Origin of the sequence: Paraliomyxa miuraensis (assembly GCF_026337845.1) — a bacterium.
Taxonomy (GTDB): domain Bacteria; phylum Myxococcota_A; class Polyangia; order Nannocystales; family Nannocystaceae; genus Paraliomyxa; species Paraliomyxa miuraensis.
Genome location: NZ_JAOVZF010000136.1, coordinates 1 through 24,431 on the forward strand (window position 1 = coordinate 1; position 24,431 = coordinate 24,431).

Sequence of the window (24,431 nt, forward strand, 5' to 3'; positions counted from 1 at the left end):
CACGTGGCCGATCGTGCCGATGTTCACGTGGGGCTTGTCGCGAACGAACTTCTCCTTGGACATGGCGCCTTACCTCTTGATGGGATGAGCTTTGCTCGAGTGATGGGGGTTGCTTGAGAAGGGTGACGACCACCCCCCGGCAGCTCGCGAAACTTGGAGCCCTCGACCGGACTCGAACCGGAGACCTCGTCCTTACCAAGGACGCGCTCTACCAACTGAGCTACGAGGGCAAAGATGCGAAGGGGGGTCGGTTCGGGGGCGAGTTTCTAGACCGGTCCGGCGCGAAGGACAAGCGCATCACCCCGAGAACTCGCGGCCCCCTGGCCTGTGGGGCGTGAGAAAACGAGGGTTTCGGGCGGCCCATCTGGAGATCGAAGCCGCGCCTGGGCTTCGAAACCGAAGACCCCGCCGAGGCGGGGTCTTCGAGAGCGGGAGACGAGGGTCGAACTCGCGACATTCAGCTTGGAAGGCTCGCCCTAACGCTCTGCACACCATCAACCCCAACCGCTCGCGCAACCCCTTGGGCCCTCGAATTCGGTGGAATTCGAGGGCTCACGCGCGTTTGAAGGGGGTTGGGTTGGGGGGCGCGGGAGGGGCTCGAGTGGGCACCAGTAGGCGGGTCTGGACGAGTTTGACGAAGAATTGACGAAGAATTGGGGCCGGCCAGGGCTGGTCTCGGGCGGCCCGAGGAGCGGTCGGGCGCGCTGCCTGAAGGCGCGCTGCTCGCTCGATGCTGGGCCAGCGGTGGTCACGCTCGCTGAGTGGGCGGGGCGTCCACGCGGTGCCAGGCGTTGGGCTCGTGAGGGTAAATAAGGTTTGGAGCGTCGTCGGGATGGGCCCGTTCGCGTGGTTGGCGTCAGGGCCTGGGAGGCCGTGGACCGTGAGCGCGGCCTCGATCTCGGCGCGCGTGAGCCGTGGGCCTCCAGCTGAAGCCGGCGCGCTGGAACCGGGTCTCGGCGGAGATCACCCGGAGGGCGAGGGCCGGGCAGTCACTCGGTCCCCTCGCGGAAGCGCTCCGCGCTCGCATGCCCGCCGTATTCCCGGCACGTCGGCTGGGTCGTGCGGCTTGCTGGGCGCCCCGGCAGAGTCCCTCAGTCGGGCTTGGCCTGATCTCGGACCAGGCGGAGCCCCACGGCCTGGTCGCCGTAGCCGGGGTGGTTGCCGAGGCGGCACGCCGCGCGGACGTACCCGGCGCGCCCGTGCCAGGAGCCGCCGCGGATGACCCGGCGCCCGCCCGTAGCAGGGCCCCTGGGGTCCTCCTGGGGTTCGCTGGTGTACCGACGATAGGCGTAGTCCTGGCACCACTCCCATACGTTGCCAAGCATGTCGTAGAGCCCTCTCGCATTCGGCTGCTTCTGTTTCACCGGATGCGTCTCGCCATCGCTGTTGCCAGTGTACCAAGCAATCGACTCGAGCGCGGTGGCGGTGGTCATGTCATCCAGGTCTCCGGCGTAGGTCGCCGTGGTCGTCCCCGCCCGGCATGCATGCTCCCACTCGGCCTCGCTTGGAAGGCGAGCGCCAAGTCCAGGAATGCGCCGATTCAGCTCCTCACAGAACGCCTGGCAGTCGTCCCATGAGACGTTCTCCACCGGTCTGGTGTCATATCCCTCGAAGTGACTCGGGTTCTTGCCCATCACCGCCATCCATAGGGCCTGCGTGACCGGGATGTCGGCGATCCAGAAGCCACCCGTCAACCCCACCGAGTGCCGTGGTCCCTCGTCGTCCATGCGACCGAGCTCTCCCTCGGGTGACCCCATCCAGAACGTCCCAGGGCCGACCCACCGCAGGCGCTGCTCCACGCCGCCCACGGTGAACCCCATGAACACTCCGTGGTCATCCTCCCCCCACGAGCTGGCCCAGTCCTCCGGGCTGCCATCGGCCAAAGGCTGCGATGTTCCGTCGACCATCGCTCTCACCTCTGCGTCGGTCGAAGGGCGGGACGCCGGCAAGCGCTCGCTCGGGCATCCACCCGCGCTACGAGCACGCCGGCGTCCCTTGGCTGTTTGCCGCGGAGCCATGGCTCCGCGGACCGGTGACGGAGCGGATCAGGCATGGGCGTTGCCTCGTGGTTGCGCTCGGACTAGGCGAAGCCCCAGGATCCGGCCACGGGAACCTGGTCGGCTGCCGTCGCGGCACGCCGCACGGACGCCCCCGGCCAGTTCGTCCCAGGATCCGCCGCGAACGACCCGGCCCTCGGCCGAAGCAGGGCCGGCAGGGTCCTGCTGGAACTCACCACTGTATCCACCCTTCGAGTCCCAGCAGTCATCGCACCACTCCCAAACATTCCCCAGCATATCGTAGAGCCCCCATGGGTTTGGGAGCTTCTGCCCTACCCGTCGCGTCCCTGCTCGAATGTGGTGATGCTGTTTCTCCAGCCAACTCAACGATGCAACTCCATCGTCGAATTCATAGTCAACCCCGCTATTGCCGCCGTACCAGGAGATCTTGTCTAGTATGGGCGCGTTGTGATCGCCTCGGATCTCGATCTCCCCCACATACGTCGCAGTCTCCGTCCCGGCCCGGCATGCGTACTCCCATTCGGCCTCCGTCGGCAAACGGAAGCGTTCTCCTCGTTCCTCGTCGATCATCTCATTGAGCCGCTTGAGCATCCGTTCGCAATCCTCCCAGCTTACGCTCTCGACCGGTCGCTCCGCCCCCTTGAAATGGCTCGGCTCCTCTCCGGTCACCGCCCGCCACAGCGCCTGCGTCACCGGCGTCTCACCCATCCAAAAGCCCCGCGTGATCACGACCTCGTGCTGCGGCCCTTCCCAGTCGTATCGCCCCGGCTCGTCCTCCGGCGACCCCATCACGAACCTTCCTGGCGCGATCCACCGCATCCGATGCGCGATCTCCCCCGCCCGCAGCTCCGCCCAAAGCCCGAACCGATCGCGTCCGATTGCGCGGGCCCACCTCGGCCTTTCGAGCGCCGAAAGGCACAGCGTCATCCGATCCGTCCGCACCTCGACATCCGGCCGAGGTCGGCCCTCGATCCACTCCGGCCTCCGCACGTCGATGGGCCATGATGTCCCATTGCCCTGCACGACATAGGCAAACTCGTCCGCCGCTTCGATCATGGCCACAGGGCTGCCCCCCCCATTCGAGCCAGACGCCGCACCAAGTCGACGACCCACATGCCACAGCTCGATGCGCTGCTGAATGATCACGTTCATCGGTCGCACCAACGCCCGCAGCGATGGGTCAGGATCCGGCGGCGCCCGGTCTCCATGCGTCGCCCACCATGCGATCTGGAGCCCCCGCCCAGCTCGAGTGTCGGTGCTCCATACTTGTCGAGGCGCTCGTGCCTCCACGTAGTCGAGCCACTCGCGAAGGCGCGCAGGGGCTTCATCGCCTCGCAGCACCGACCGCCGAGCTCGTTCGCCCAGTTGCTCGACGAACACTTCCGCCCGCTCTCGCTCGCGCTCGTCCATGATCCCCGGCATGGTGCGCTCGAGCGAAAGCGCCTCGGAGTGCCACAGCTCGGGCCGGCGACTGCGATGCCAGTGCCATGCCCGCAACGCGTCGCGCACGCGCGCTGCGTCGTCCCTTGTCAGCTTGGCACGCAATGCTTCGACTCGTTCGCTGCGCACCGCCGTCGCCGACGGAAAGCACCCAGCCATGTCCTCATGAAGCCATGCGTCGGCCTCGGTACCCAAGTCCGCTGCCTCTCGCGGGAGCGATAGCCGCAGCGCCCGCAGGAGCCCGGGCTCGAGCCGATGCGCGCACGCGGCCATCGCGAGCAGTCGCTCGACCCGAGCCCGCCGGCCATTGGGCCCGCTCGCAATGCCGCCCTGGTCGGCCGTGGGCCGCTCCCACGGCATGGGGCTCCAGACCCGCGCAAGGGCTCGCGTCCAGCGGGCGGCAGGCACGGGTACGAGAGCGTGGATCCGCTGCCCTGCCCTCCGCAGGCGCCGACCCACGCGCAGCCATGCCCTCTGGTGCGCCAGTCCCCGATACCACCCCAGATCCGTCAATGCGAGCACGGGAAGCCCCGCGATGGCACCGTCGAGCAGCGACACCGACCTACCACGAGAATCGAGCACACCGTCCTCAGGACCAAGCTCGTCGATGTAGCGGACCACGAGGGCGGACCGGCCCAAGCTGCTCAGGAGCCACCGCTCGAGCGCCCGCTGATCACCCCAGAACGGCACCAGCCCGAAGTCGCGGTCCATGACCAACACGAGCGTAGGCCAACCGCGCCGACGCAGTCGCGGGAGCTCGGCAACATGGACCCCTCGACCCACTCGCTGCACGAGTTCGTCCACGTCCACCTCTTCTCCGCATAGCTCGCCTACCAGAGAGCGCTCGAGCATTGGCAAGAGGCGACGACGCGTAGACAAGAGCGGAGCCACGAGAGCAACGCGTGGGCGCACGGGCTCCCTATCCAATGCCTTAGGCTCAGAGAACCCAGATCCGTGGGCTCCCTCTTCATCGTCCCTGGTAGCCCTGGTAGGCTTGTCGCGATACACTAGCGTTCGTGGCTGCCAGAACGCGACTTTGCGCGACGCCGGCACCGCGAGGGGCACAGTACCGGGCAAGTCGAATGGCGTATCGGTGGACTCTGCACGGTCCGCCACACGCTCATCTTCTGTTGCCGGCTCGGTGAGTTCGAGATCCATCAACGCGGCGAGCTCGGCCAGGCTCATCGCTGCGTTTCCCCAAGCGGTTTGTACGGAGAGCACCCGCAGTAGATCGGCTCGGCCGACGATGCCTCGCGGCGCGAGGCTCATGGTACCTTGCTCGTTTCTCGATCTCGTTGATCGGGATGCTTCTTGAGCGCGAGATCCTTGATCTCGCGCAAGAGCCCAAGCTGGGCATCTGCATCCGTTGCGAGCTCTTGTACGGCACGTAGCAGATCGAGGTACTCCGCTTGACCCGGAGCGACGAGCCCCAACTCTCGCGCGATGGTGCGATCCGAATGCACGAACGCCGCTGCAGTCGTCAGCACCGTCTGCTCCAGCTCAGGAAAGTGCGTACGCCCACGGGCCACCAGCCACTCCGCGAGTCCTTGCTCGTCCTTTGGTACGGAGATGTAGTGGACCAAGCAGCGGCGCACGAACGCTCCGGGCAGCTCTCGCTCATCATTCGAAGTGATGATGATGAGCGGCGATGGCCCGTCTGCGTGATGAAGCGTGACCACGGCCTTGTCCCCCAGCACCGAGAACGTCCCCTGACCGAGCGCCTCAAGCAGCCCATTGGGAACGGAGGGGTCGGTCTTGTCGATCTCATCGATCAGCACGACGTAGGGTCGGTCATCGACCGTAGAGGGAGGCTCGCTCGCCGCGCCTCGCTCGACCGCCTTGGCGTCTGTGAGCCACTGCCTTGCTCCCGCGGCATCGAACGCCCACCACAGCGGACCGGGGCGCACGAATTGCCGCTCATCGAGCAATGCCTCGACACGCTCGGGCTTCATGGCCCCCGATTGGCACAGTGCCCCGGCGATCTGAGCCCGAGCAAGCCTTCCCACCGCGTCGAAGTCGTAGAACAGGTCGGAGACCTTGGTCTGTGCATCCATCACGCGCCACGCGTACTGCCGCCCGAGCCGCTGCGCGGCCGCTCTCGCGAGTTGGCTCTTGCCCGTGCCCGGTTCGCCACGCACGAGCAGCGGACGACCCGCCGCGAGCGCTGCATTGATCGCGTTGAGACTGGGCCGGTCGTGCTGATGCGCCGTCCCGGGCATGCCCGCGATCGCATCGAGTCGCTCGTTGCGCGTCTGCCACGTCGCGACGTCGATGTACTGGTCTTGCATCCTGGTGTTCGCCATGGAAGGTTCGTCTCGTTGCTCGTCGCGCTCAGGACCCTTCGGCTCCATCGTCGTCTGAGAAGATCCCGATCAGATATTGCACGATCTCCTGCTCTACGTCGCCGTCTGCCCCAGAAAGCGAAACGAAACGCAGCGCCGGATAAACTCCCTTGAGGGCAACGAGGACGTCCTCGGGGATCGCCCCGGTCTTCAAGGCCATGTATCGCGGTGCGCGACGCAACCCCGGCCTGCGCAGAAACGCCAAGCGGCGCTGCGCGAACCTTCGCCGGCCATCCCGTGAATCATCATCGTACTGGCCGGGGAACTGCGAGGCGATCGCATCGGCCAACTCGTCGCTGGCGTCCTCGACCGTGCTCATTTCGGCGCCGAGCGCCGGGGGTACGGGCAGGCGGCGGGTCCCCACGATGGTGTGGATGTTGCGACCCCCCTCGTCCTTGTCGACCTTCGAAGCCACGGAGAGCGGCATGTCGTCCGCATGGCCGACGTACGCGTCGACGAGGATTGCATTGAGGGTCGCCGCCGTCATATCGGGGCACCCGTCCGCTACAGGGGCGGCTCGATGCCGAAGCGTGACCTGGGTGCCATCGGGCAAGCGCCGCGGAAGCCACTCGCAGAGCAACGCTCGCACTGTATCCGTCGATCGACCGAGGCATTCGGCATGCTCCTCCTCGACCACAGAGAGGGCGTCGTAGCACGCCTTGACTAGCTCGAGTGTGGCGGCCGGCCCCAGACCGAGCGCTACGATCGCCGCTGCGACGCGTGCGACCGGAGATTCGATCGTGGATCTCGTCGATCCGAGGACGTCGTCGAACGCCTGCACGAGGGTCGTAGGACCACGCCCCAAGACGCGACGAACCGCTGACTCGGCATTCCACTCCTTTGGCTCCGCCGGCACCGGCGTGGGCACGGCATTCGCAGCGACCGTTGCCTTCTCACCCACGACGTCCGGCCGTGACGTGAGTTCCGCAGGCGAACGGAGCCCTTGCACCGCCCCGAGAGTGAGCTCGCCATGGCTTCCTGGGGTCTCGACGGGGACGGTGGGCTCGCGAATGACGTCGGGCTCGACCTTCGACGGCCCTCCAATAGGTGCTTCACTCGGCGCCGTGATCGTCCCCGTCGTCGACGCCGCCTCGGATGAGGGAGTTCTCGGTCGTACGGCCCTGGATTGCCGGCTTTCGCCGCTCCAAGCACTCCACACCATCGTCCCGTTCGTCGCCTGGCGATAGATCGAGCTGTCAGCGTGCCAGTGACCGCGCCTCGACCACGCCCGAAACCGAATCTCGGCGCTGATCGGTCGCCCCCCTTCGTCCAGCATGACATCGATGCGGTGACAACCGTTCTTCCACTCGCTCCCCTCGTTCCCCTCGAAGAGGCATCCCGCGGCGAGCAGACGCAACGTGCGACCGTCGAGGTCGATCGAGCTACTGCCCACCGGGTCGTGCTGGTGACCGTGAAGGAGTAGGTCGGCCCTCTCCGCAAGCCTCATCCGCGCAGCACCGGCATCGGACGAAGCGAGCTCCTCGAGCGGATGATGAACGAGCACGAGCCGAAAGCCAGGCCACGGGCGAGCTTCGGTGTCGTGGAGCAGCATGTCGCGCTGATGTGCCGTGAGCCACAGCTTGCCCTGATCGTTGTCGTCACCCGACAGCCACGCCGAGTCCAGCCCAATCACGTGAACATCGAACGGGACGGAAGGGACCGAAGCAAGGTGGTGATAGCCCAGGCGGCCATGATGGCTTCGAGACGGAAGCAACTCGGGGCGGCCGAGACCGTGCTCGACCCACTGCCAGAACGCTGCAGTCCGCTCGAGGACGGCGGTGGCGAGGTGGTCGTCCACAGCTCGGGGCGGCCTGCCACGCGCCAGCCAATCCGAGATGGCCTGAGCCTCCTGCGGAGCAAGCTCGCGAAGGCATTGCCATGCGTCCACGTTGACGGACCGGTCCACATCGTGGTTTCCGGGGACCACGTAGATCTGCCGCTTCGTGATGCCAAGCGTTCTCACGAGCCGCTCAACGAACTCCGATGCCTTGTCGTACTCCGCCGCCAGCCCCCAGTCGGCCACGTCGCCCGTGAGGCACACGAGATCGGGCCGCTCGCCCCTCGGATAGAGCTCGCGGAGATTCTCGTCCCATGCGTCACCCAACACGCGCGCCCGGCTGACGGCTTCGCGCTGGACTTGTCCTCGTCGTTGCTCCCGTATTCCCTCGGGCAGACCGTCCACATTCGTGCTTCGCGCGTGCAGATCGGAGATGTGCAAGATCGACAGGCGATGGCGGGTGCCATCGGCCGCGACCTGCCCCAAACGAATGGCATTTCTCTGATCCGAAGCGTCGTCGACTCTGGCGACATCGATTGGTTTTGGAGATCGCTCCACCCGTTCGGGCGCGACGCGAAGCTCTTGCCGCAGGGCGTGCAACCAGTGCTCCACATCGCCCTCGGTCGCCTCGCGAGAGTGTTCCTGCTGCCCGAGCTCACGGTGCAGCTGGGCTAGGTGTCGCTTGGCCGACCGAAGGCGGCCTCGTATGGTCGCCTCTGACTGCTCCATCGACTCGCTGATCTGTTTGACCGTGAGACCTTCCCAGTAGTAGAGGACGATCACTTCCTGCTGTTCGAGGCTTAGGCTCTGGAGCGCATCGAGGAGCAAACGATGGTCTTCTCGGCCAATGAGCACCGACGATAATAGTGGGATTCTGAAGTCGACCAGCGTGTCCTCGACGGGAGCGACGTCGGTACCCTGTCGATAGCGCTGGCGGAAATACTCGGCACCCACATAGCGTGCGATCCGAAACAGGTAGGTCTTGAAGGTGGACTCGCCACGGAAGACGTCGCGGGCCTCCACGACACGCGAGAACGTCTCTTGGACGAGATCCTCGTGGACGTCGGGGAACTTGAGCAGAAAGTATCGGCGGACGCCTCCGAAGTATCTTTCGATCAGTCTCTCGCCCGCCCTGCGGTCGCCCCCACGCCATTTCGAGAGCAACTCGAGATCGGGATCGTCGGAGGTGGGTATAGTCGAGGCTTGTGACGACCCACCCGAGCGGGGTATGTTCACCGTCATCGCCCCGAAGGTCGCGTTGCCCCGGACGATGATCTGCTGGCCGATGTTGGCCCTGTGGTTGTCGATCGGTGGGGCGCCGCGAGGCACCATTGGCGTCGACGCGGATACAGACTTAGACGTCATGGACCCGCGGGCAGCGAAGAACTCATTACCCGGGAACTTGGTCTTGGCCAGCTCGACAATCGCTCCGACCCCGCCGACCGTCTTGCCGACGTCCGCCGCTCGGACCACGCGGCTCCAGAACACCACGGCCGTGTCGAATTCGGGCAGGTCCCCGACAGGAAAGCCTGCCCGCAACACGAGCTCCCGCGCTTCGCCGGCATCGTGGAGCACCCGGGCGAGCTCGTCGATGAGCGCCTCGAGCGTGTGTTCCCCCGGCCCCGTGCCCACGGTCCAAGCATACTCGATGCTCAGCCGAGACCCGGCAACAGGCCGCAGATGGCACCTTCGTGCTACGTCTTCTGGTCGATTTAGGCCGCGACCTTCTCGTGGTGTCGGGTCTGGTAAGAATTCAGGGTGCCGACCGCACCGATGGAGGCCATGCAGGCCCGCACGATCCTAGAGGGCATGAGCGTCGAACGTTGGCCAGGCGTGTACGTGCTGGGCTGCATCGATCGACGCGTGACGATCTACAGCCAGCAGGTGCGGGCCCTGAACCTCGCGGCGGCGCTGGTGGCCAGCGGACGGGTGAAGCCCGGTGAAACGGCGGTGGTGGTCGGAGCCGGGGCGGCTGGGCTGACGTGTGCGGCCGGGCTGAGCCGGCTGGGGGCCAAGGTGGTCGTGCTCGAGGCCCAGGACCAGATCTTGAGCCTGTTTCGCGGAGGGTCTACGCGATGGCTCCATCCAGGGGTGTATGACTGGCCGCTCGACGGGTGGGACCGCAGCCGTGCCGGGCTTCCGCTGCTCGACTGGGAGCATGGCACGGTCGACGCCGTTCGAGCTCGGCTTGAGGAGGGGTGGGCCGAGGTCGGTCGAGGGATCGACGTGCGTCTCGGTGTGCGCGACGTGAGGATCGGTGCGGAGGGCGAAGAACAACGGACAGTCACGTGGGTCGAGCGCGGGAAGCAACGAACCAAGACCGTGGTGCTCGCGGTGGGCTTCGGGCTCGAGCCCTCGCTGCTGCCGACCGAGCATCGGTACTGGGAGGGCGATGAGCTCGACCATCCGGCTCCGGTCGACGGCAAGCGTCTCAAGTGGCTGGTATCCGGCTGTGGTGACGGGGCGCTGACGGATCTGTTTCGGCTATGCATCGAGGGTTACCAACACGACCGGATGCTCGAGGAATACACCCAGGACATGAGGATGGAGGGCATCTGCGCGGAGATTCGTCGCATCGAGGGCAACGCGGAGATCCAAGATGATCCTGCGAAGCTGCACGACGCCTACGAGGCGCTCGATGCCCCCTGGGTGATCGAGAAAATGCAGGCCCAGAAGCCGCGCTTCGAGGTGAAGCTCGCCGCACCGACCGCGGACTTCCTGACCAGCGGTGCGTCACCACTCAACCGCTTCCTAGCCGGGCAGCTCTACAAGGCGGGGAGGTTTGAGCGGGTCCCGTTCAAGGTCGAGAACGTGGAGCCCGACGGGACCGGGGTGGTGGTGCAGTACGCAGATGAGACAACGGAGAGCTTCGACCGGGTCCAACGTAGACATGGGCCGGAGTCGGCGCTCGCGAAGGGGTTTCCGCTGGTAGCAAAGGCCATCGAGAACGACCGGAAGTATCGAAGGTCGAAACCCACGCTGACCGACCAGACGCGCGAGCGGTTCTGGGTCGCGGGGGTGTTCGGGTCCGAGGAGCGACGGACCAAGGACGCTGGCCGAGACGGCCATACGCGAGGGACCAGCGACGAGCGCTCCGAAGGCTCCGAGCTCAAGCACTATCTCGCCAAGATCGAGTCGCTGCACCGCGAGCTACTGCTGGCGGGGTTCGAGACCAAGGTGCGGGTTCCGATCGTGCTTGAGGATCTCTACGAACCACTCGATGCGGTGGTGAACCGCAGCGTCCAACGCAAGCAGGTATTCAGAACCAGCGAAGAGGCCCGGGGGCACGATGCCCAAATCGCGCTATCAAGAGCCTTCAAGGTCGCGCGCAAGGATGGTCGGCGGGGGGTCGTGCTTCTGGGCGACCCGGGCTCGGGCAAGACCACGCATCTCAAGCAGGTGCTGCTCAAGGTGGTGAGAGACGGGGCCGAGTCGATCGACTTGCCGGCAGGGACGGTGCCCGTATTTCTACCGCTGCGGAGGCTTCGCGATCTCGAAGCGGGGTTGCCCGCGTTCATCGAGCAGGAGCTGCGGGATCCATTGCTGGACGTGGACGATGGGTTCGGCCAGCGGCTGTGCAAGCGGGGCAAGCTCTTGTTCCTACTCGATGGCCTCGACGAGGTGGCTAGCGCCAAGGACCGAGAGAGAGTAGCGCGGTGGATCGAGGCAGCACGGCGAGCTGGTTCCGACAACTACTTCGTCGTGAGCTGCCGGTTCTCGGGCTATGCGCTCGACGCCCAACTCGACGAAGGCTTCCTCGAGCTCCACCTGCGACCGATGAGCCCTGCACAGGTCGAGAGCTTCGTACACAGGTGGTATGGGATCGTCGAGCAGGCCACGAATTCGGATCCGGCACAGGCCCAGGTGAAGGCCGAGGCTGGCGCCAACGCCTTGCTGGCAACGCTAAGAAAGCCGGAAATGCGATCAGCTCGGGTCTACACGATGACCCACAACCCTCTACTGCTCACGACGATCTGCCTGGTGCATCGCGACCGGGGCTCGTTGCCGGAGCAGCGCGTGGTGCTGTACGAGGAGGCGGTGTCGGTGCTGCTCGAGCGCTGGCGCAAGGTGACTAAAGATCTGGGCGTCACGTTCCCAGCACGCGAGGCGATGCAGGTGTTGATGCCAGTGGCGGGGTGGATGCACGCAGAGAGTGGACGCATCCGTGCGAGTGTGGACGAGCTCCAAGTGCCCGTGGCCGAGGGCCTCAGGGCAATCGGCCACGCGGACGTGCCCGCACGGAAGTTCTTGGAGACCATCCGGGACGAGAGCGGGCTGCTCACCGGGTGGGGTGTGGACGAGTTCGGGTTCATGCACCTCGGATTCCAGGAGTACCTGGTAGCGCGGGGGTTGCACGCGAGAGTATTCGATCACCCCAACGTCTTGGCGAAGTTGGTGAAGCGCTTCGACCAGAGCTGGTGGCAGGAGGTGATCCTGCTGTTGCTCGCCCAGGACCACCCGCCGGTATTTCGGCGCCTCATGGACGAGCTGGTGAGGCAGACCGAGTTTCCGCAGTGGGCGAAATCAGAGCTGATGGGGCTTTGCTGGACCGAAGCGTTCGGGGTGAGCCCGGAGCCGTTCGTGGAACTACTACGAGAGCGGGACGGTGATGCGACGCTCGGGGGACAACAGTTGGCGGCCGTGGAGTTGCTGGCGCGAAGGATGCCCGCGGCGCTCGACGAGCTCGGGGAGCTGTTGCGAGAGCATCCGGCGACGGAGGTCCGCCGTTGGTGGCAGGCACGTGCGCAGCAAGCAACCAAGCTCGAGACGAAGGTAGTCCACGGGGTGGAGTTGGTGCTGGTGCCGGGGGGGCGATTCCTGATGGGATCGCCAAAGGACGAGAAGGGTCGGCTCGACCGTGAGGGACCACAGCACGGGGTGGAGCTATCGAGCTTTTGGCTGGCGAGAACCCAGGTAACCAATGCGCAGTACCGTGAGTACATGAAGGCGAACCCGCAGGCGAGAGAGCCCAGATCCTGGGGCGATCGCCGGTCCAATCAGGACGATCAACCGGTGACAGGAGTCCAGTGGCACGAGGCGAAGGCATACTGCGAGTGGGCAGGGCTCCGGCTGCCGACGGAGGCGCAGTGGGAGTACGCGTGTCGGGCTGGTTCCACGACACGGTACTGCTCGGGGAATGCTGAGGAGGACCTTGCAAGAGTGGGGTGGTACAAGGGCAACTCGGACGGACGGCTGCATGTGGTAAGAGGGCTGAAACCGAATACATGGGGTCTGCACGACATGCACGGGAACGTCTGGGAGTGGTGCGAGGACACATGGGTGAATGACTATAAGGGCGCAGAGCATCGACCTACCGATGGTCTAAGAGTCGAACCAGTAGGCGTTGGCATCCGTGTGATGCGGGGTGGCGACTTCGACGACTGGGGCGACCGCGCGCGATCAGCCTACCGGCTCAGAGTCCCGCCAGACGGACGCAGACGCATTGTTGGCTTTCGACCTGCCCAGGGCCATCGCGAGTAGCTCTGCCCATTCACTGCTTCCAAGGCCGGCGAGGCGCAACCGGACGGGTGGCTGCATGCGGGGGGAGAGCTGGAGCCGAACGGCGGTGTGTTGCTCGTTGCTGGCGCACCACCAGGCGAAGGAACCAGCCTCATCATTATGGTGCGGGAGCCTCAGGAGGCAGAGGACTGCTCGGCCGGCGGTAGAGCAAGCGCGTTGTCTGGAGGTGACTCGTCGAGCACAAGGAAGTCGAGGTATGCCGACTCACCCCGATTCGCCCATTTATTCACGAATGATCCCTTATCATCGACAACAACGGTAAAATTTCCGACAGTATAGTCATAGTTGCCGAACGCCAGATCCATGGCCTTAACACCGGGAAACTTCTCGCGGAGGCGACAGTAGTAGGAGACTTCACGATGTCCCGCCGCCTCGAACGCGACAGACAGGTTCATCGCGCGGATGTGCTCCTCATGCGCGTCGTAGAGTGCCCCGAGCCCGTTCAGTCCTGCCCGCGACGCCCCTTCGCCTGGGACGACCATTCGCATCACGTTCTCCTTGCTGATCTTACCGCCATGGCTCCGACCAACAATCGCCAGGAATCGACCGAGCATTGACAGCTCCCACATGGCACGTGGCTGCGTGCTCATATCGACGATGGTATCGATGAGCTGTTCGAGCGGGAAGTCCTGGTACGCTGCATCCACGCTCCCGATCAGTTCCGCAAGTGACAGCAACACTTTCTCATTGCGGGTCGCGACCGCCGTGCGCATCGTATCCATCAGAGAAAGAACCATCTGGTTCTCGTGCCCCCAACGTGCGACATCCTTTAGTGGTCCCTGTAGTCCCGCAGTGAGAGTGTCGGTCTCTGGGATGTAGACGGTGACGTGGTCCTTGAACGACGCGAGCGTCTTTCCGACACGCCGCTGCTCGACGAGCCATCCCTGCAGCCAGATGTACCACGCTTGGTGGCCAGTGATGTCGGCCACGACGAATACAAGCGGGACGCGGAAGCCCTCAGCCATCCGCAGGTACTTCGTTTCCAGCACGACCTTCACGCCCTGATGGGTGACCTCTGGCTCGGTGGTCCCCTTGATCTGGAGTTTCAAGATCTCCCCGCGCACGAGCGGATCCGCCAGCTCGGCTTCAAGGTCGATGCCAAAGTCCTCGTCCTGCCGACGCGAGATCCATGCGCCGGTCTTCTCAATCAGAAGTTCCACGAGGCGCTGCCCGCTCGACCCGATTCGCTGGCCTTCCGATCGCTTCGCCATGACGTCGCCGTTCGCCGGGTTGCACCTGCCGGATGACTGTTTCATACGGATACCAGAGCGTCAACGAGGACATCCTTGCGTCTCTTGCGGAACGAGCTCCAATGTCGCCTTCCGCCTTCCGCCGTGTGCGTCGTGGCTTCGCCCAACATCACGTTGTGGACTGCCACCTCGTGACTTCCCTACCCGCAGCGCTCGAAGCGAGGTCGAGGAGTGCTGGCCCTGCTCACCGTGTGATGGCTCGGGGTAGAGAAATGAGGGCCAACTGAGCAGCGGGAATGCGATCGAGTCCGGCAGCGAGAAATGTCCCAGCTCGGAAGCGGGAAGGAGCATCCATGTCGTCTTCGTCGAAGGGCTGCAGAACGATGGAGGGTACACGCGGGGCAAGCTCGCTGTCGCCTTTCGCGGCGAGAAGATCTGGTCTTCGTCGCGAATAACGGCTATCGACTTGACACCCCGCTGATGGGCACTCCCTCGCGCGCGAGCTCGTCGAGCAGGTTGACCAGCCCGCCCGGGGCCGCGAGCGCGACCTCGCCGTCATGATCTCCACCCCGAGGAAGTCCTCTCCAATGGAGGGCTCGTACTCGCCCGCTTGGCCCACCTCGACGGCTTGGTCGGCGCCCACCTCCGAGAGCCCGCCCGCTCGGCAAGCCTCGCACCACAGCTCGAGCCGCTCGTCGATGAGCGCCGCGGCAGCCGGGTCGAGCGTCGCGCGGCTCGAGACCTCGATGCAGAGCCACGAGAGGCCGGGCTCCATCTCCGGGCAGAAGACGAGCTGCGGTCGTACGTTGGGCCCAGTTCGAGCGCGGCGGGGGTGGAGGGAAGCGACCGCGCCCCCGAGGCGGCCGGCGTCCCCTGCACATGGATCGTGGCCGGGGCAGCGCCAGCGCCAAGTGCATCCGCAACAGCACCGCGAGCACCGATGGGTCGGCCGGCAGCCGCTCGTAGGTTACGTGCACGCTATGGCGAGAGACGATCGCCTGTCAGTTGAGCTGCGGACACGACTCGACGAAGCCACCGGCGGTCACGAAGCGCGAACAGGTCGAGCCGGCCTCGCCAGTCTGCATCGGCCAAGTCATCGGCCCCGAAACCGATGATGACCTCGATGTGGTGGTCGGGGGAGACCCCAGCTCGTGCTCACGACTTGACCCGTCGTCCAGCGTCCTTCCACTCCACGCTCTCTCCCACCGGGGCGAGCCGTCCCTGGAAGTACCACTCCCCTTCCACGAACCGCAGGCACGGATCATCGAGCCGCGACCGCACCTGCTCGATGATCTCCCGCTGCTGCACCACCGGCAGATCGGGCTCGTAGCTCCACTGCACCCCGTACCGGATCACGAATTCGTCCGCGAGGCACCGTCGCAACCACAGCGGCAGCGCCATCGACAGCACGTCGAGATCCGTGTGAGGTCCTGCCAGCCTCCCGAGCCGATGTCGTTGTCCGGGTCGCAGCCGCTGGCCGTGCTCCGCAAGCCACCGTTCCCATACCACCGGCTCGGTGCTGATCCCCGAGCCCTCCAATGCCGTCCATGCCCGATCGCACGCTCGCTCCTCGATCCCCTCGCCTTCCGCGTCGTCCTTCAACCCAAGTCGCGCCCCGGTGATCAGGAACAAGCCGAGAGCCGCCACCTCCGCATGCGCCTCCGTCCGAAGCTGCTCGACCAGCACCGCGAGCCCCCGCGGATCCCCGAACACGCCCAACCCCAGCAATGCCTGCGCCGGCTCCTCGCCCCGGGCGGCCTCCATCAGCCATGCCCCCATCGCCGGCCCGCCGCCCATCGCCACCGGCAATGCGGTCCACGGTGCGCACTTGCGACGGGCGAGCCGATCGAGCACCGACGCCTCCCCGCACCGCAGCGCTGCCACGGCTGCGGCTCGAGCCACGTCCGGATCGCCACAACGCACCGAGGCAAGCATCGCACCCGGTACCGTCCCGGGTAGCTGCGCCAACGCCCGCAGCACCGCCGGCCGATCGGCGCACTCCCGCCCCGCCACCTCGCGCAGCTCGTCGGCCGCCACAACCCACCCTCGCGCCCCCACGCACATCGCCAGCACCGACGCCACGTGCGGCCCGGCGTCCCGCAGCGCCTCCGCCACGAGATCCGCCGCATCGCTGGCCAGGTGGTGTACCAGGCCATCCGCCACTGCCTGCCGCAGCGAGGCCGCGGCCCGTTCGTCGGTCGACTCCTCGCACCACACCTCCACCTCGAGCAACGGGACCCGCACGATCGCGAACCGGTGGAGCCGACACGCCAACGCCACCAACACGTAGAAGGTCCACGGTTCCTCCGGGGCCGTGTCCATCAACGCCACCCCCAGCGCCGCTTCCCCACCGCGCCCGAGCGCCTGCAGATGCCCGTCGACCCGCGCCTCGACCTCGGCCAGGTCGTCGAGCGTGGTCTCCCAGCCGCATAACCACCGCTGCCGCAGGTCGTACAGCTCGCCCACCAACCGCAGGTGCTCGCGATACGGCTCCATCATCCCGCCCATGCTCACGAGCCCTGCGCCTTCGAATCTCGGATTCCACGAAGCGCCCTTCGCGTGGTCCCGAGGTTCTTGGCCGCCTGCGTCACGTTGCCTCCCTCGGCTGCGAGCGTGATCCTGACGACCCATCGATCGATCTCACGGTGGATCTCGCGGTGCGTCGCCCGTCGCTCGAGCAGCTCGGCCAACGACGGTCCCGCGAGTATGCCCCGCACCGGCTCGGAGCTCGCCAGCCTCGCCATCAAGGCTCCGACCGCCGGACGACGCACCGCCGCCCACCGTTGGCGAAGCATCCTGCGGCTGACCTCGAGCCGGTTGGCGGCGTGGGTGATGTTCCACTCGCATGCGACGAGGACTCGCCCGAGCACCCACCGGTCGACGATGACCTTGAGTTCTCGCCGCGTCGCTCGTCCGAGGAACCGGCCGAGCTCGGGCTCGGGCTCTCGTGCGACCTCGGGCTCGGGCTCGGACTCTTTGGACGCCTCGACCGTGGCCGCCACCTTCTCCTCGGGGCCCCTTCGTCGTGGGGCGACGTTGCGATTTCGGATCTCGGGGACCCCAGGGAGGTTCCCGGCGATCACGACCCGCGACACCACCGCCTCCACCGTGGTCCCGGCGAACTGCGCCAGCTCCCATACCTTCATGCCCTCGACCAACCGCACCATCTTGCGGAGGTCGATGACGATCTCGCCCTGCACGTTGGGCGAGCTGGGGTGGCGTCGTGCAGTCGTCATCGCGTCCCCTCCTCGTGCGACCCCGGACGACTCCGGTTGGCGGCGCAATCGGCCTCGTGCACCGATGGTGCTCCCGTCACGTCGCCTCCCGCTCGCCGCTGGTCGCGAGCACGCGCCCCTTCTACCCGCGTCGATCGCATCTTGGTCCTCGACGCGCGCTGCCTGCCGACCAACGCCTCGAGCACGGGGGCGAGACGGGGGTTGTTCCGCTTCCATCGATCGACGTACTGACGGACCGACTTCCGACTCATGCCGACGTTCTTGGCGCCGTACGTGACGTTCCCTACTGCATCGAGGATCGCGGCCGTGCACACGAGCGCTCGGGTCTCGCGGAGCAGCTCGGCCAGCTTGCGCGGGTCCGCGTCGATCGCCAGTACCTTGCGGCCGAGCGCATCCCACTGCGCCCGAAGCTCCGCCCGCAAGTCGACCAGCCTCGTGATCACCGGCCGGTCCAGGTGACCCTCGATGAACGTCAGCTCCACCGGCTGCCCGACCATGCCGGGCTCGATCGGGATGGTCGCAAGCGCCTTGGCTCGTAGGCATTGACCGTTGGGCGCGACCAGTTTCACCACGACCTCGCCGTCCTGCGAGACCGCGACCACGGTGCCCATCAGCGGCTCGAATTGCAGCGAAGGGTCGGATTCCCTCGCTGCGTTCGGGTCCTCGGGTGACTCCGCGTTCATGCCTCACCTCCCTCGTCCTTCGACCAATGCAGGAAGACCACCGCCGGCATCGGGATCAGCTTGGGGTTCGACTCCAGCCACTGGTGCAGTCGAACGCGAACGATCCGCCGGCTGCACCCCAGCTGGATCGCCGCGGCCGTCAGGTTCCCCTTGCTCTCGACCAACGCCCAGACGACGGTCAGCACCGCAGATTCGCGGACGACCTCCGCAAGCGGGGCACGGCCTTGGGGCTCGTGAACGAACACCCGCTCGCCGAGCGCCTCCCAGCGTCCCTTCAGCTCGGCATGCCAGTCGTGTCCCAGTACCGGATCCGTCGTCTTGGCGTCATCGCCGAGTAGTTTCCTCACCATCGAGATCGCAGTAGCCACGCTGTCATCCCCTTCCCGCTCGTCGGTCGAGCTCGATCTTCTCCGTGTCACGAATGCCCACTTCGCCTGCCGCCACGATGTCGATGTGGCTGGCGGTTTCCGACGGGGCTATTCCAGCGTCCAGGTGGCCAGCTCGACGGATATCCCGCCGCCGTTGCCGTCCGAGGAACCCGAGCGCAGCACCAGCGTGCCCTCGGCCGGGCGATCGGCGTCATGGGAGAGCCGGACGTAGAGCGTGGCGTTCGGGTCGACCGGCTCCACGCCCAGGGCGTCGAGGTCGTCCAGCTCGCCGGTCATCGTGACCGAGCCGAATTCGTCGAAGAGCGCTCCGGCCATGATGGTCGTGTCGAGCACTCCGTCGTCGGTCCGTAGGGTGATCTCCAGGTCGGCCTCGACCCAGTCGGAGCAGACGACGCGATCGTTCCTCCAAGGGAACCTCGAGTCGATCACCCGCTCGAGGTCGATCTCCTGAGCCATGGTCGGCTCGTGTACCGTCACGGAGATCCGCGTCTGCCCGGGCGGAGGCAATCCACAGATGTATGGCTCGCTCGGCTCCCACCACAGTGGGCCAGAGCGCTCGCCCACGACTGTGGACACCATCTCGCCGAAGGTGACTCCGATGACGAGCGGCGCGTCCTCGTCGGTCACGGGAGGGTGGTCGACCTGGAAGCATCCGCCCTTGCTCTCGCAGCCAACGAGCATGGCCGTTGCCGCGAGTAGCCCGATGATGGTTGGAGACGCGCTCACGACCGTCCCGCGCCCTTGGCTGCCGTTGCCTCGACCCCGCCCTGGGCGGCACGCTCGGACCTCTCTGCACGCAGCTTGGCCCGTCTGGCTCGGTGCCTGGCGTTGTCCTTCTCCCGAGCTTCCGCCCGCTTCGCCTCCTGCTCGGCCGACAAGTGGACCCCACGCGGTCGCTTCGGATGCTTCGGCCGGTCCGGGACGAGCTGCGGGTGACGCTGCGCCCAGATCTTGACATGGGCGCGCAAGACCTTGCGGCTCGTGCCACGGCGTTCTGCGGCTCTCGTGATGCTCCCTTGCTCGCGGTACCAGGCCACGACGCAGGCGAGGATCTTCAACTCCTCCCACAACTGCGCCAGCTTTCGCCCGCTCGGCTCGTGCCCCATGACGTCTTGCTCGATGGCCTTCAACTGGCGCTCGACCTCCACCCGCCAAGCCTCGATCTCCACTTCCATGCTCTTGCCTCCCTCGAGCCTCAGTTGAGCTCGATCTTCTCCGTGCCACGGATCTTCACCTCGCCCACGGTCACGATCTCGATGCGGCTTGCTGCTTCGACGCTGACGCGCTCGCCTTCGACCGCGATGCGCGAGCCTCCGAGTTCGAGTTTCGGGCCCTTGATGACCGTGATGCCCGTACTCACGGCCGCGAGCACGTCGGCGCCGAGTTCCACCTTCTTGTTGGCCCGCAGCGTGATCGCATCGTCCCCGACCACCAGCGATGCCTTCGGACCCTCGACCTCGATCTTCGGGCTCCTCAGCACGAGTCGGTCGGGGTGCAGCTCGATCCTGCTCTCGCCACAGCCCAGCACGATCGGCTCGACCGACCGCAGCCCGAAGCCTCCCGCGGGCACGTCGAACTCGGCGTCGTTGACAGCGCTGGGCGAACCATCGTCGGCCGAAACCTCCCCAACGTGCAGGGCGTAGCCGCTGCGGTAGCGCGCAGTCGCCTTGCCGCTCACGATGTGGCGGTGCTCCCCTGCGGTGATCGTGGTGTCGTCCTTGCCGATCCTCGCGATGCGCGAGCCGTCGACGGCGAGCGTTTGATTGCGACCCACCTCGGTGCAGTGGTGCGAGAGCACCTGCTCCCGAAGATTGCGCTGGGCGTGCAGGAACACCTCCTCGGCCCCCGCCGTGTCCTCGAAGGACAGCTCGTTGAACCCCTCGCCGCCGATGGTCCGGGTGCGAAGCACGGTGCGGGTGGCGTGTCCGGGCAGGCCATAGGGCGGCACAGCGGCGCCGTCGTGGACACAGGCGCTACAGATCGGCCGATCCGGATCGCCGTCGATGAACGACACGAGCACCTCGGTTCCGACTCGTGGGATCAGCACCGCGCCGAAGCCCTCCCCCGCCCATGGCGTGGCTACCCGCAGCCAGCACGAGGAAGGCTCGCCCTCGTGCTCCTGCTCGTCCCACAGCATGCGGACGCGGACGCGGCCAAAGCGATCGGTGTGGATCACCTTGCCGGGTGGGCCCACCACGACGGCCGACTGCATGCCCACGGCCCGGGGCTTCGGACTCCGAGGGGGCACCACCGGTGATCTCAGCGGCTGGCACTCGATGTCATTGACGTAGACCAAGGTCTGCGTTCGGCTCTTGCCCGCATCGTTGGCGAACGGCCGTGGGCCCTCGGCCCCCTCGACGGCTCCGTCCTCGGGCTCGCGCGACCCTTCGACGTGTCCCTCGTGGCGCACGGCCGTGACCACCCACTTCTCGCCGATCTCCTCGTCCGGGTCGGCGAGCAGTTCGAACACCGAGCCCGCGCGAAGGCTCGTCGCGTTGGAGCACGCGCGTAGGCGCGTCGCCGTCGCATGGTCGCTCAGCCAGTCCAAGCCCGTCGTCTCCCACTCCCGCGGTCGAAGTCGGCTCTGCTGACCCACCGCGGCGATGCTCTCGAGCGGCAGCGCGTCCACCCACTTCCCCACGAAGGGGATCCGTGGCGACGGGCGGTCGTCCGACTCGAGCGGCTCCCGTCCTGCGTTCGGTAGCACCTCGTTGTCGTCGACCAGCACCACCGTCTCGACTCCCGAGTCGTGGTCGAACATCACGGTGATCCCCTCGTCAGCGAGGATCCGCAGCACGAAGTCGAGGTCGGTCTCTCGGTACTGAACGCAGTAGTCCCGCGGCGGGTAGATCCGCCGCAGCCGCTCCACGCAGGCCGACCCGCCGTGCTTCGCGAGCACGGGCCCCATCACGGCCGATGCGATCTCCACCACGCTCTGGCCCTGGAACACCCGGCTGCGCGGCGTCATCCCGAGCAACGCGAACGCGGGCACCACGTGCAGGGCTACCGCCGGCTCGTCCCCGAGGGCTTCGACCCCACGGAGGAGCTCGGCCTCGAGCACCACCCCGTGCACCGTCCTCGCATCATCCCCACGGGCGAGCTCGAACACCACTCGACCCCCGAGCAGCCAGTCGACCCCCAACTTGGGCACGGGCCCTCGTGCGATGACCGCGAGAGCGTAAGGAGCATGCAGCGCCTCGTCGAGCGTGAACGACCGCACCGCCCACTCGTGCTCGCCCGGATCGCCCCGGAGCTGGAGGTACAACCGGACGCGCGGCGGCGGGAGTTCGTCGACGCCACCCGCGAGCGCGTGGCGGGCCAAGAGGTCATGCGGCATGAGGCGTGTGCTCCTTGGGTCGGATCTGGGTGGTGGCCACGGCGATCTCCAGCGCCCGGATCGCTCGCATGCGATCGAGCGGGCAGCGCTCAGGCGAGGCGATCACCGCCGTGTAGTCGAGGCTCCAGCCATCCACGTCGCGGTGGGCGAAGCGGAGCTCGAAGGTCTGCTCGCGATCGCGGGCCGTCGCGACGTAGACCCCCAAGAGCCCCGCCGTGCCCAGGGCCGACCCTGGGGGAATCCGCTTGGGCTGGCGGCCGGGGGCGATCCCATGCGTCCACAGCTCGTGGTGAAGCCGATGCTGCCGCGTCTCGATCGGCTCGGGGCGGTCGTACTGCCAGCGTGTGGCGTCGATCCGCAGCCCCACCGAGCCCTGCGCGGCTGTGGCGGGCTCGGCCACCCACCGCGCCGTGTCCAGCCACGGCGGCGGCTGCGGACGCGCGATCCAGGACTCCGGCAAGTAGAAGGCCATGTGCGGCCCGCCGCGATGCACCTGGGGCTCCACCTCGCGGCGATACGTCGGCCTCTCCAGTGCCATCAGCACACCGCACGGCCAAAGGACGTCGTGCATCCGCTTCCAGGTCGAGGCCGGCCCGGCCACGTCGACCCGCAAGAGCCGCCCGTTGTCGACGAACCCGGTTGCGCGGCGGACCTCCACGCGACCGTCGATCGTCTTCAACCCGCCCACCTCGAAGCGCGGATGCCAGCGGGCCTCGAGCGGGCGCGCCATTGCGATCGACCAGCCTGCGAGCTCCCAGCCATGGCGAACCCACTCCGCCGGGTCGACGTCCCACCGCAGCCGCGTTACGGACACGATGATCCGTGGGCCCTCGATGTCGGGGTCGGGCGCGAAGATCCCGAGGATCTCCGGGTGCCCAGCCGGAGCGTGAGCACCAAGGCCCGTCACACGGCCCCACCCCTTGGGGATCGGCAGGGAGTAGGCCAGGGTTGGATCGCTGCTCGGCACGATCGTTTGCCGGTGATGGGTTGTCTCCAACCGCTTCAGCACTTGCGACGCGTCTCGAAAGGGTGGCTCTCGGAGCTTGGTCATCGCCGGTCACCCTCCCGTGTTGCTTCGGCCCAGAGCCGAATCGGCCGCGCCGTCCCCTGCCCTCGCGCTCGGGGTCCGTGGAGCACGATCCCGAGGATTTCCTTGCGTTCGCTGGGCTCGGCTTCTACGCAGCGCCACGCGAACGGATGCTCGCTGGGCGGTGGCAAGGGCTTGGCCCCGTTCGAGCACCGGCCGGCCACCGGCCGTGGAGTGGGTCCGATCACCACCGATGGGCACCCAACCGCGATCGCGTTGAGCCCGTGCGGCCCCTCGTCCACGTAGTCGCCAACTCGCAGGGCTGGGAAGCCGTTGATCTCCACCTTGGTCTGCGTCGCCACGAACCCGCTCCCCGCATGCGGCTCGGGCTCGGCCCGGGAGCACACGTGGCTGTCGCAGCTACGCAACGCCGGCCGCCCACCGATGAAGACGTCGGGGCTGCCCAAGCCCGGGGCGACCGGATCGCCGTGGAGCATCACATCGCCCACCCGCGCCGCGAACCCGGCCGCGGGCGTCAGCACGACCTTGCTCCACTGCTCCAGGCACCCGCGCTCACTCTCGTCGAAGCACCACTCCGCGTCGTCGACGTCGACCGCGAACAGATGCTCGGGCCGCTCGGTCAAGTCACCGTGCAGCTCGAACACCACCGGCTCGCTTGGCGCCTGGAAGCCCCACGCGGCAGCCGTCGACCGAGGCCGATCGCCCGCGGGCAAGCATCGAGCCGCATCCCGCAGCGCCGGCTCGAGCAACGCCCGAAGGAACTCGGCTCGATCGTCGTCGATCCACTCCAGCCCGTGAATCGGTTGTCTGCGCTCGGGTCGAGGCTTCCTTCGCCGGAAGCGCTCGGGGATCCGTGCCGCTTTGATGAGCTCGACCAGGGCATCTCGCAATCCTGGGGAGGCGTGCATGGGTTCGGGGTGGAGGGCCATGGGTGTTCGTCAGCGGTCGGTGAGCGGTCGCAATCGAGGATGCAAGGACCCCGCGCAGCCACCCGGAAATGACCACGAGCGAGGAACGACGCCTTGGAGGCGGCGCCTATTGGGGTGGAGTGCCTACGAGGTTCCGGGGTGACGGATGCGATGCTCGTGGTGGTTCACGGGGTGGAACGGCCGAGTCGTTGGAGCCACTCGACCGTAGGTCACGCTCGCGGCGGCTCTGAAGCGTCCCGAGGGCCGGGTTGGCAGCGTTGGACGGCATCGTGGGCTACTCGGCGATCACTGGTTGCAGGAGAAGGACTCGCTCACCAAGAGCAACTCTCATGCCATCAAAGTGGACCTACGCATTTCAGGCTGTTCGGTCCATCGGCGGGCGTCGGTGCGAACAGGTCTTAATGCGGGAGTAGACAGGCGTTTCCCAGGCCAAGCATCGCAAGAGACCTGCCCTCCTTTGCAGCACACGCAGAGCTACATCGCTGCGTCGATGCCCGGGGATGGGAACGGCCCAGAACCTCC

Annotated in this window: 15 protein-coding genes and 1 tRNA gene; 1 reads left to right on the forward strand and 15 read right to left on the reverse strand. The window is 66.7% G+C overall.

Features of this window, described 5'->3' with window-relative positions; genetic code table 11:
• Positions 1-154: 154 nt before the first annotated feature.
• The 5 genes from OEB96_RS05855 to OEB96_RS05875 all read right to left on the reverse strand — a co-directional run bounded on the left by OEB96_RS05855 (position 155) and on the right by OEB96_RS05875 (position 9,209).
• Positions 155-230 (reverse strand) — tRNA-Thr (locus OEB96_RS05855).
• An 861-nt stretch (positions 231-1,091) separates the two neighbouring features.
• The gene (locus OEB96_RS05860) at positions 1,092-1,907 is read right to left on the reverse strand and encodes a formylglycine-generating enzyme family protein (protein WP_266214452.1); all 816 of its coding nucleotides are present in this window, start codon (positions 1,905-1,907) and stop codon (positions 1,092-1,094) included.
• Between the two features lie 138 nt (positions 1,908-2,045).
• Entirely contained in the window at positions 2,046-4,169 is a 2,124-nt protein-coding gene (locus OEB96_RS05865) for a formylglycine-generating enzyme family protein (RefSeq protein ID WP_266214453.1), read from the reverse strand.
• Between the two features lie 554 nt (positions 4,170-4,723).
• Positions 4,724-5,761 carry an AAA family ATPase gene (locus tag OEB96_RS05870; RefSeq protein ID WP_266214454.1) on the reverse strand — a complete coding sequence of 346 codons (1,038 nt, stop codon included), beginning with the start codon at positions 5,759-5,761 and terminating at the stop codon, positions 4,724-4,726.
• A gap of 28 nt (positions 5,762-5,789) precedes the next feature.
• Positions 5,790-9,209 carry a sigma-70 family RNA polymerase sigma factor gene (locus OEB96_RS05875; RefSeq protein WP_266214455.1) on the reverse strand — a complete coding sequence of 1,140 codons (3,420 nt, stop codon included), beginning with the start codon at positions 9,207-9,209 and terminating at the stop codon, positions 5,790-5,792.
• A gap of 150 nt (positions 9,210-9,359) precedes the next feature.
• Between OEB96_RS05875 and OEB96_RS05880 the strand changes: the two genes are divergently transcribed.
• Positions 9,360-13,058: an FAD-dependent oxidoreductase gene (locus OEB96_RS05880; protein ID WP_266214456.1), complete on the forward strand. Its 3,699-nt coding sequence runs from the start codon at positions 9,360-9,362 to the stop codon at positions 13,056-13,058.
• 152 nt (positions 13,059-13,210) lie between these two features.
• Here OEB96_RS05880 and OEB96_RS05885 read toward each other — a convergent pair whose 3' ends face one another.
• The 10 genes from OEB96_RS05885 to OEB96_RS05930 form a co-directional block, all read right to left on the reverse strand.
• Positions 13,211-14,353 (reverse strand): DUF4365 domain-containing protein, encoded by a 1,143-nt coding sequence (locus tag OEB96_RS05885; RefSeq protein WP_266214457.1) that lies wholly within the window; start codon positions 14,351-14,353, stop codon positions 13,211-13,213.
• A gap of 1,089 nt (positions 14,354-15,442) precedes the next feature.
• Positions 15,443-16,786 carry a hypothetical protein gene (locus OEB96_RS05890; RefSeq protein ID WP_266214458.1) on the reverse strand — a complete coding sequence of 448 codons (1,344 nt, stop codon included), beginning with the start codon at positions 16,784-16,786 and terminating at the stop codon, positions 15,443-15,445.
• A gap of 11 nt (positions 16,787-16,797) precedes the next feature.
• Positions 16,798-17,523, reverse strand: coding sequence for a helix-turn-helix domain-containing protein (locus tag OEB96_RS05895; RefSeq protein ID WP_266214459.1), 726 nt, complete (start codon positions 17,521-17,523; stop codon positions 16,798-16,800).
• A complete protein-coding gene (locus tag OEB96_RS05900; RefSeq protein ID WP_266214460.1) occupies positions 17,520-18,206 on the reverse strand; it encodes a DUF6484 domain-containing protein in 687 nt (228 codons plus the stop codon). The genes OEB96_RS05895 and OEB96_RS05900 overlap by 4 nt, the downstream gene beginning before the upstream one ends.
• On the reverse strand, positions 18,203-18,556 hold the full coding sequence (locus tag OEB96_RS05905) for a hypothetical protein (protein WP_266214461.1): 354 nt from the start codon (positions 18,554-18,556) through the stop codon (positions 18,203-18,205). The genes OEB96_RS05900 and OEB96_RS05905 overlap by 4 nt, the downstream gene beginning before the upstream one ends.
• Positions 18,557-18,682: 126 nt before the next feature.
• Entirely contained in the window at positions 18,683-19,321 is a 639-nt protein-coding gene (locus OEB96_RS05910; RefSeq protein ID WP_266214462.1) for a hypothetical protein, read from the reverse strand.
• Positions 19,318-19,770: a hypothetical protein gene (locus OEB96_RS05915; protein ID WP_266214463.1), complete on the reverse strand. Its 453-nt coding sequence runs from the start codon at positions 19,768-19,770 to the stop codon at positions 19,318-19,320. The genes OEB96_RS05910 and OEB96_RS05915 overlap by 4 nt, the downstream gene beginning before the upstream one ends.
• Before the next feature lie 20 nt (positions 19,771-19,790).
• Positions 19,791-21,932: a type VI secretion system Vgr family protein gene (locus OEB96_RS05920; protein WP_266214464.1), complete on the reverse strand. Its 2,142-nt coding sequence runs from the start codon at positions 21,930-21,932 to the stop codon at positions 19,791-19,793.
• A complete protein-coding gene (locus OEB96_RS05925) occupies positions 21,922-22,899 on the reverse strand; it encodes a hypothetical protein (RefSeq protein ID WP_266214465.1) in 978 nt (325 codons plus the stop codon). Before OEB96_RS05925 ends, OEB96_RS05920 begins: the two co-directional genes overlap by 11 nt.
• A gap of 80 nt (positions 22,900-22,979) precedes the next feature.
• A complete protein-coding gene (locus OEB96_RS05930) occupies positions 22,980-23,888 on the reverse strand; it encodes a PAAR domain-containing protein (protein ID WP_266214466.1) in 909 nt (302 codons plus the stop codon).
• Between the last annotated feature and the right edge of the window lie 543 nt (positions 23,889-24,431).

What these genes read in the sequence shown, in the direction of transcription:
- OEB96_RS05885 (WP_266214457.1), bottom strand. Translation starts at nt 14,353, where the DNA reads ATGAAACAGTCATCCGGCAGGTGCAACCCGGCGAACGGCGACGTCATG.
- OEB96_RS05900 (WP_266214460.1), bottom strand. Translation starts at nt 18,206, where the DNA reads ATGAACGCGGAGTCACCCGAGGACCCGAACGCAGCGAGGGAATCCGAC.
- OEB96_RS05905 (WP_266214461.1), bottom strand. Translation starts at nt 18,556, where the DNA reads ATGGTGAGGAAACTACTCGGCGATGACGCCAAGACGACGGATCCGGTA.
- OEB96_RS05865 (WP_266214453.1), bottom strand. Translation starts at nt 4,169, where the DNA reads ATGGACCGCGACTTCGGGCTGGTGCCGTTCTGGGGTGATCAGCGGGCG.
- OEB96_RS05920 (WP_266214464.1), bottom strand. Translation starts at nt 21,932, where the DNA reads ATGCCGCATGACCTCTTGGCCCGCCACGCGCTCGCGGGTGGCGTCGAC.
- OEB96_RS05915 (WP_266214463.1), bottom strand. Translation starts at nt 19,770, where the DNA reads ATGGAAGTGGAGATCGAGGCTTGGCGGGTGGAGGTCGAGCGCCAGTTG.
- OEB96_RS05890 (WP_266214458.1), bottom strand. Translation starts at nt 16,786, where the DNA reads ATGATGGAGCCGTATCGCGAGCACCTGCGGTTGGTGGGCGAGCTGTAC.
- OEB96_RS05895 (WP_266214459.1), bottom strand. Translation starts at nt 17,523, where the DNA reads ATGACGACTGCACGACGCCACCCCAGCTCGCCCAACGTGCAGGGCGAG.
- OEB96_RS05930 (WP_266214466.1), bottom strand. Translation starts at nt 23,888, where the DNA reads ATGCACGCCTCCCCAGGATTGCGAGATGCCCTGGTCGAGCTCATCAAA.
- OEB96_RS05880 (WP_266214456.1), top strand. Translation starts at nt 9,360, where the DNA reads ATGCAGGCCCGCACGATCCTAGAGGGCATGAGCGTCGAACGTTGGCCA.
- OEB96_RS05870 (WP_266214454.1), bottom strand. Translation starts at nt 5,761, where the DNA reads ATGGCGAACACCAGGATGCAAGACCAGTACATCGACGTCGCGACGTGG.
- OEB96_RS05860 (WP_266214452.1), bottom strand. Translation starts at nt 1,907, where the DNA reads ATGGTCGACGGAACATCGCAGCCTTTGGCCGATGGCAGCCCGGAGGAC.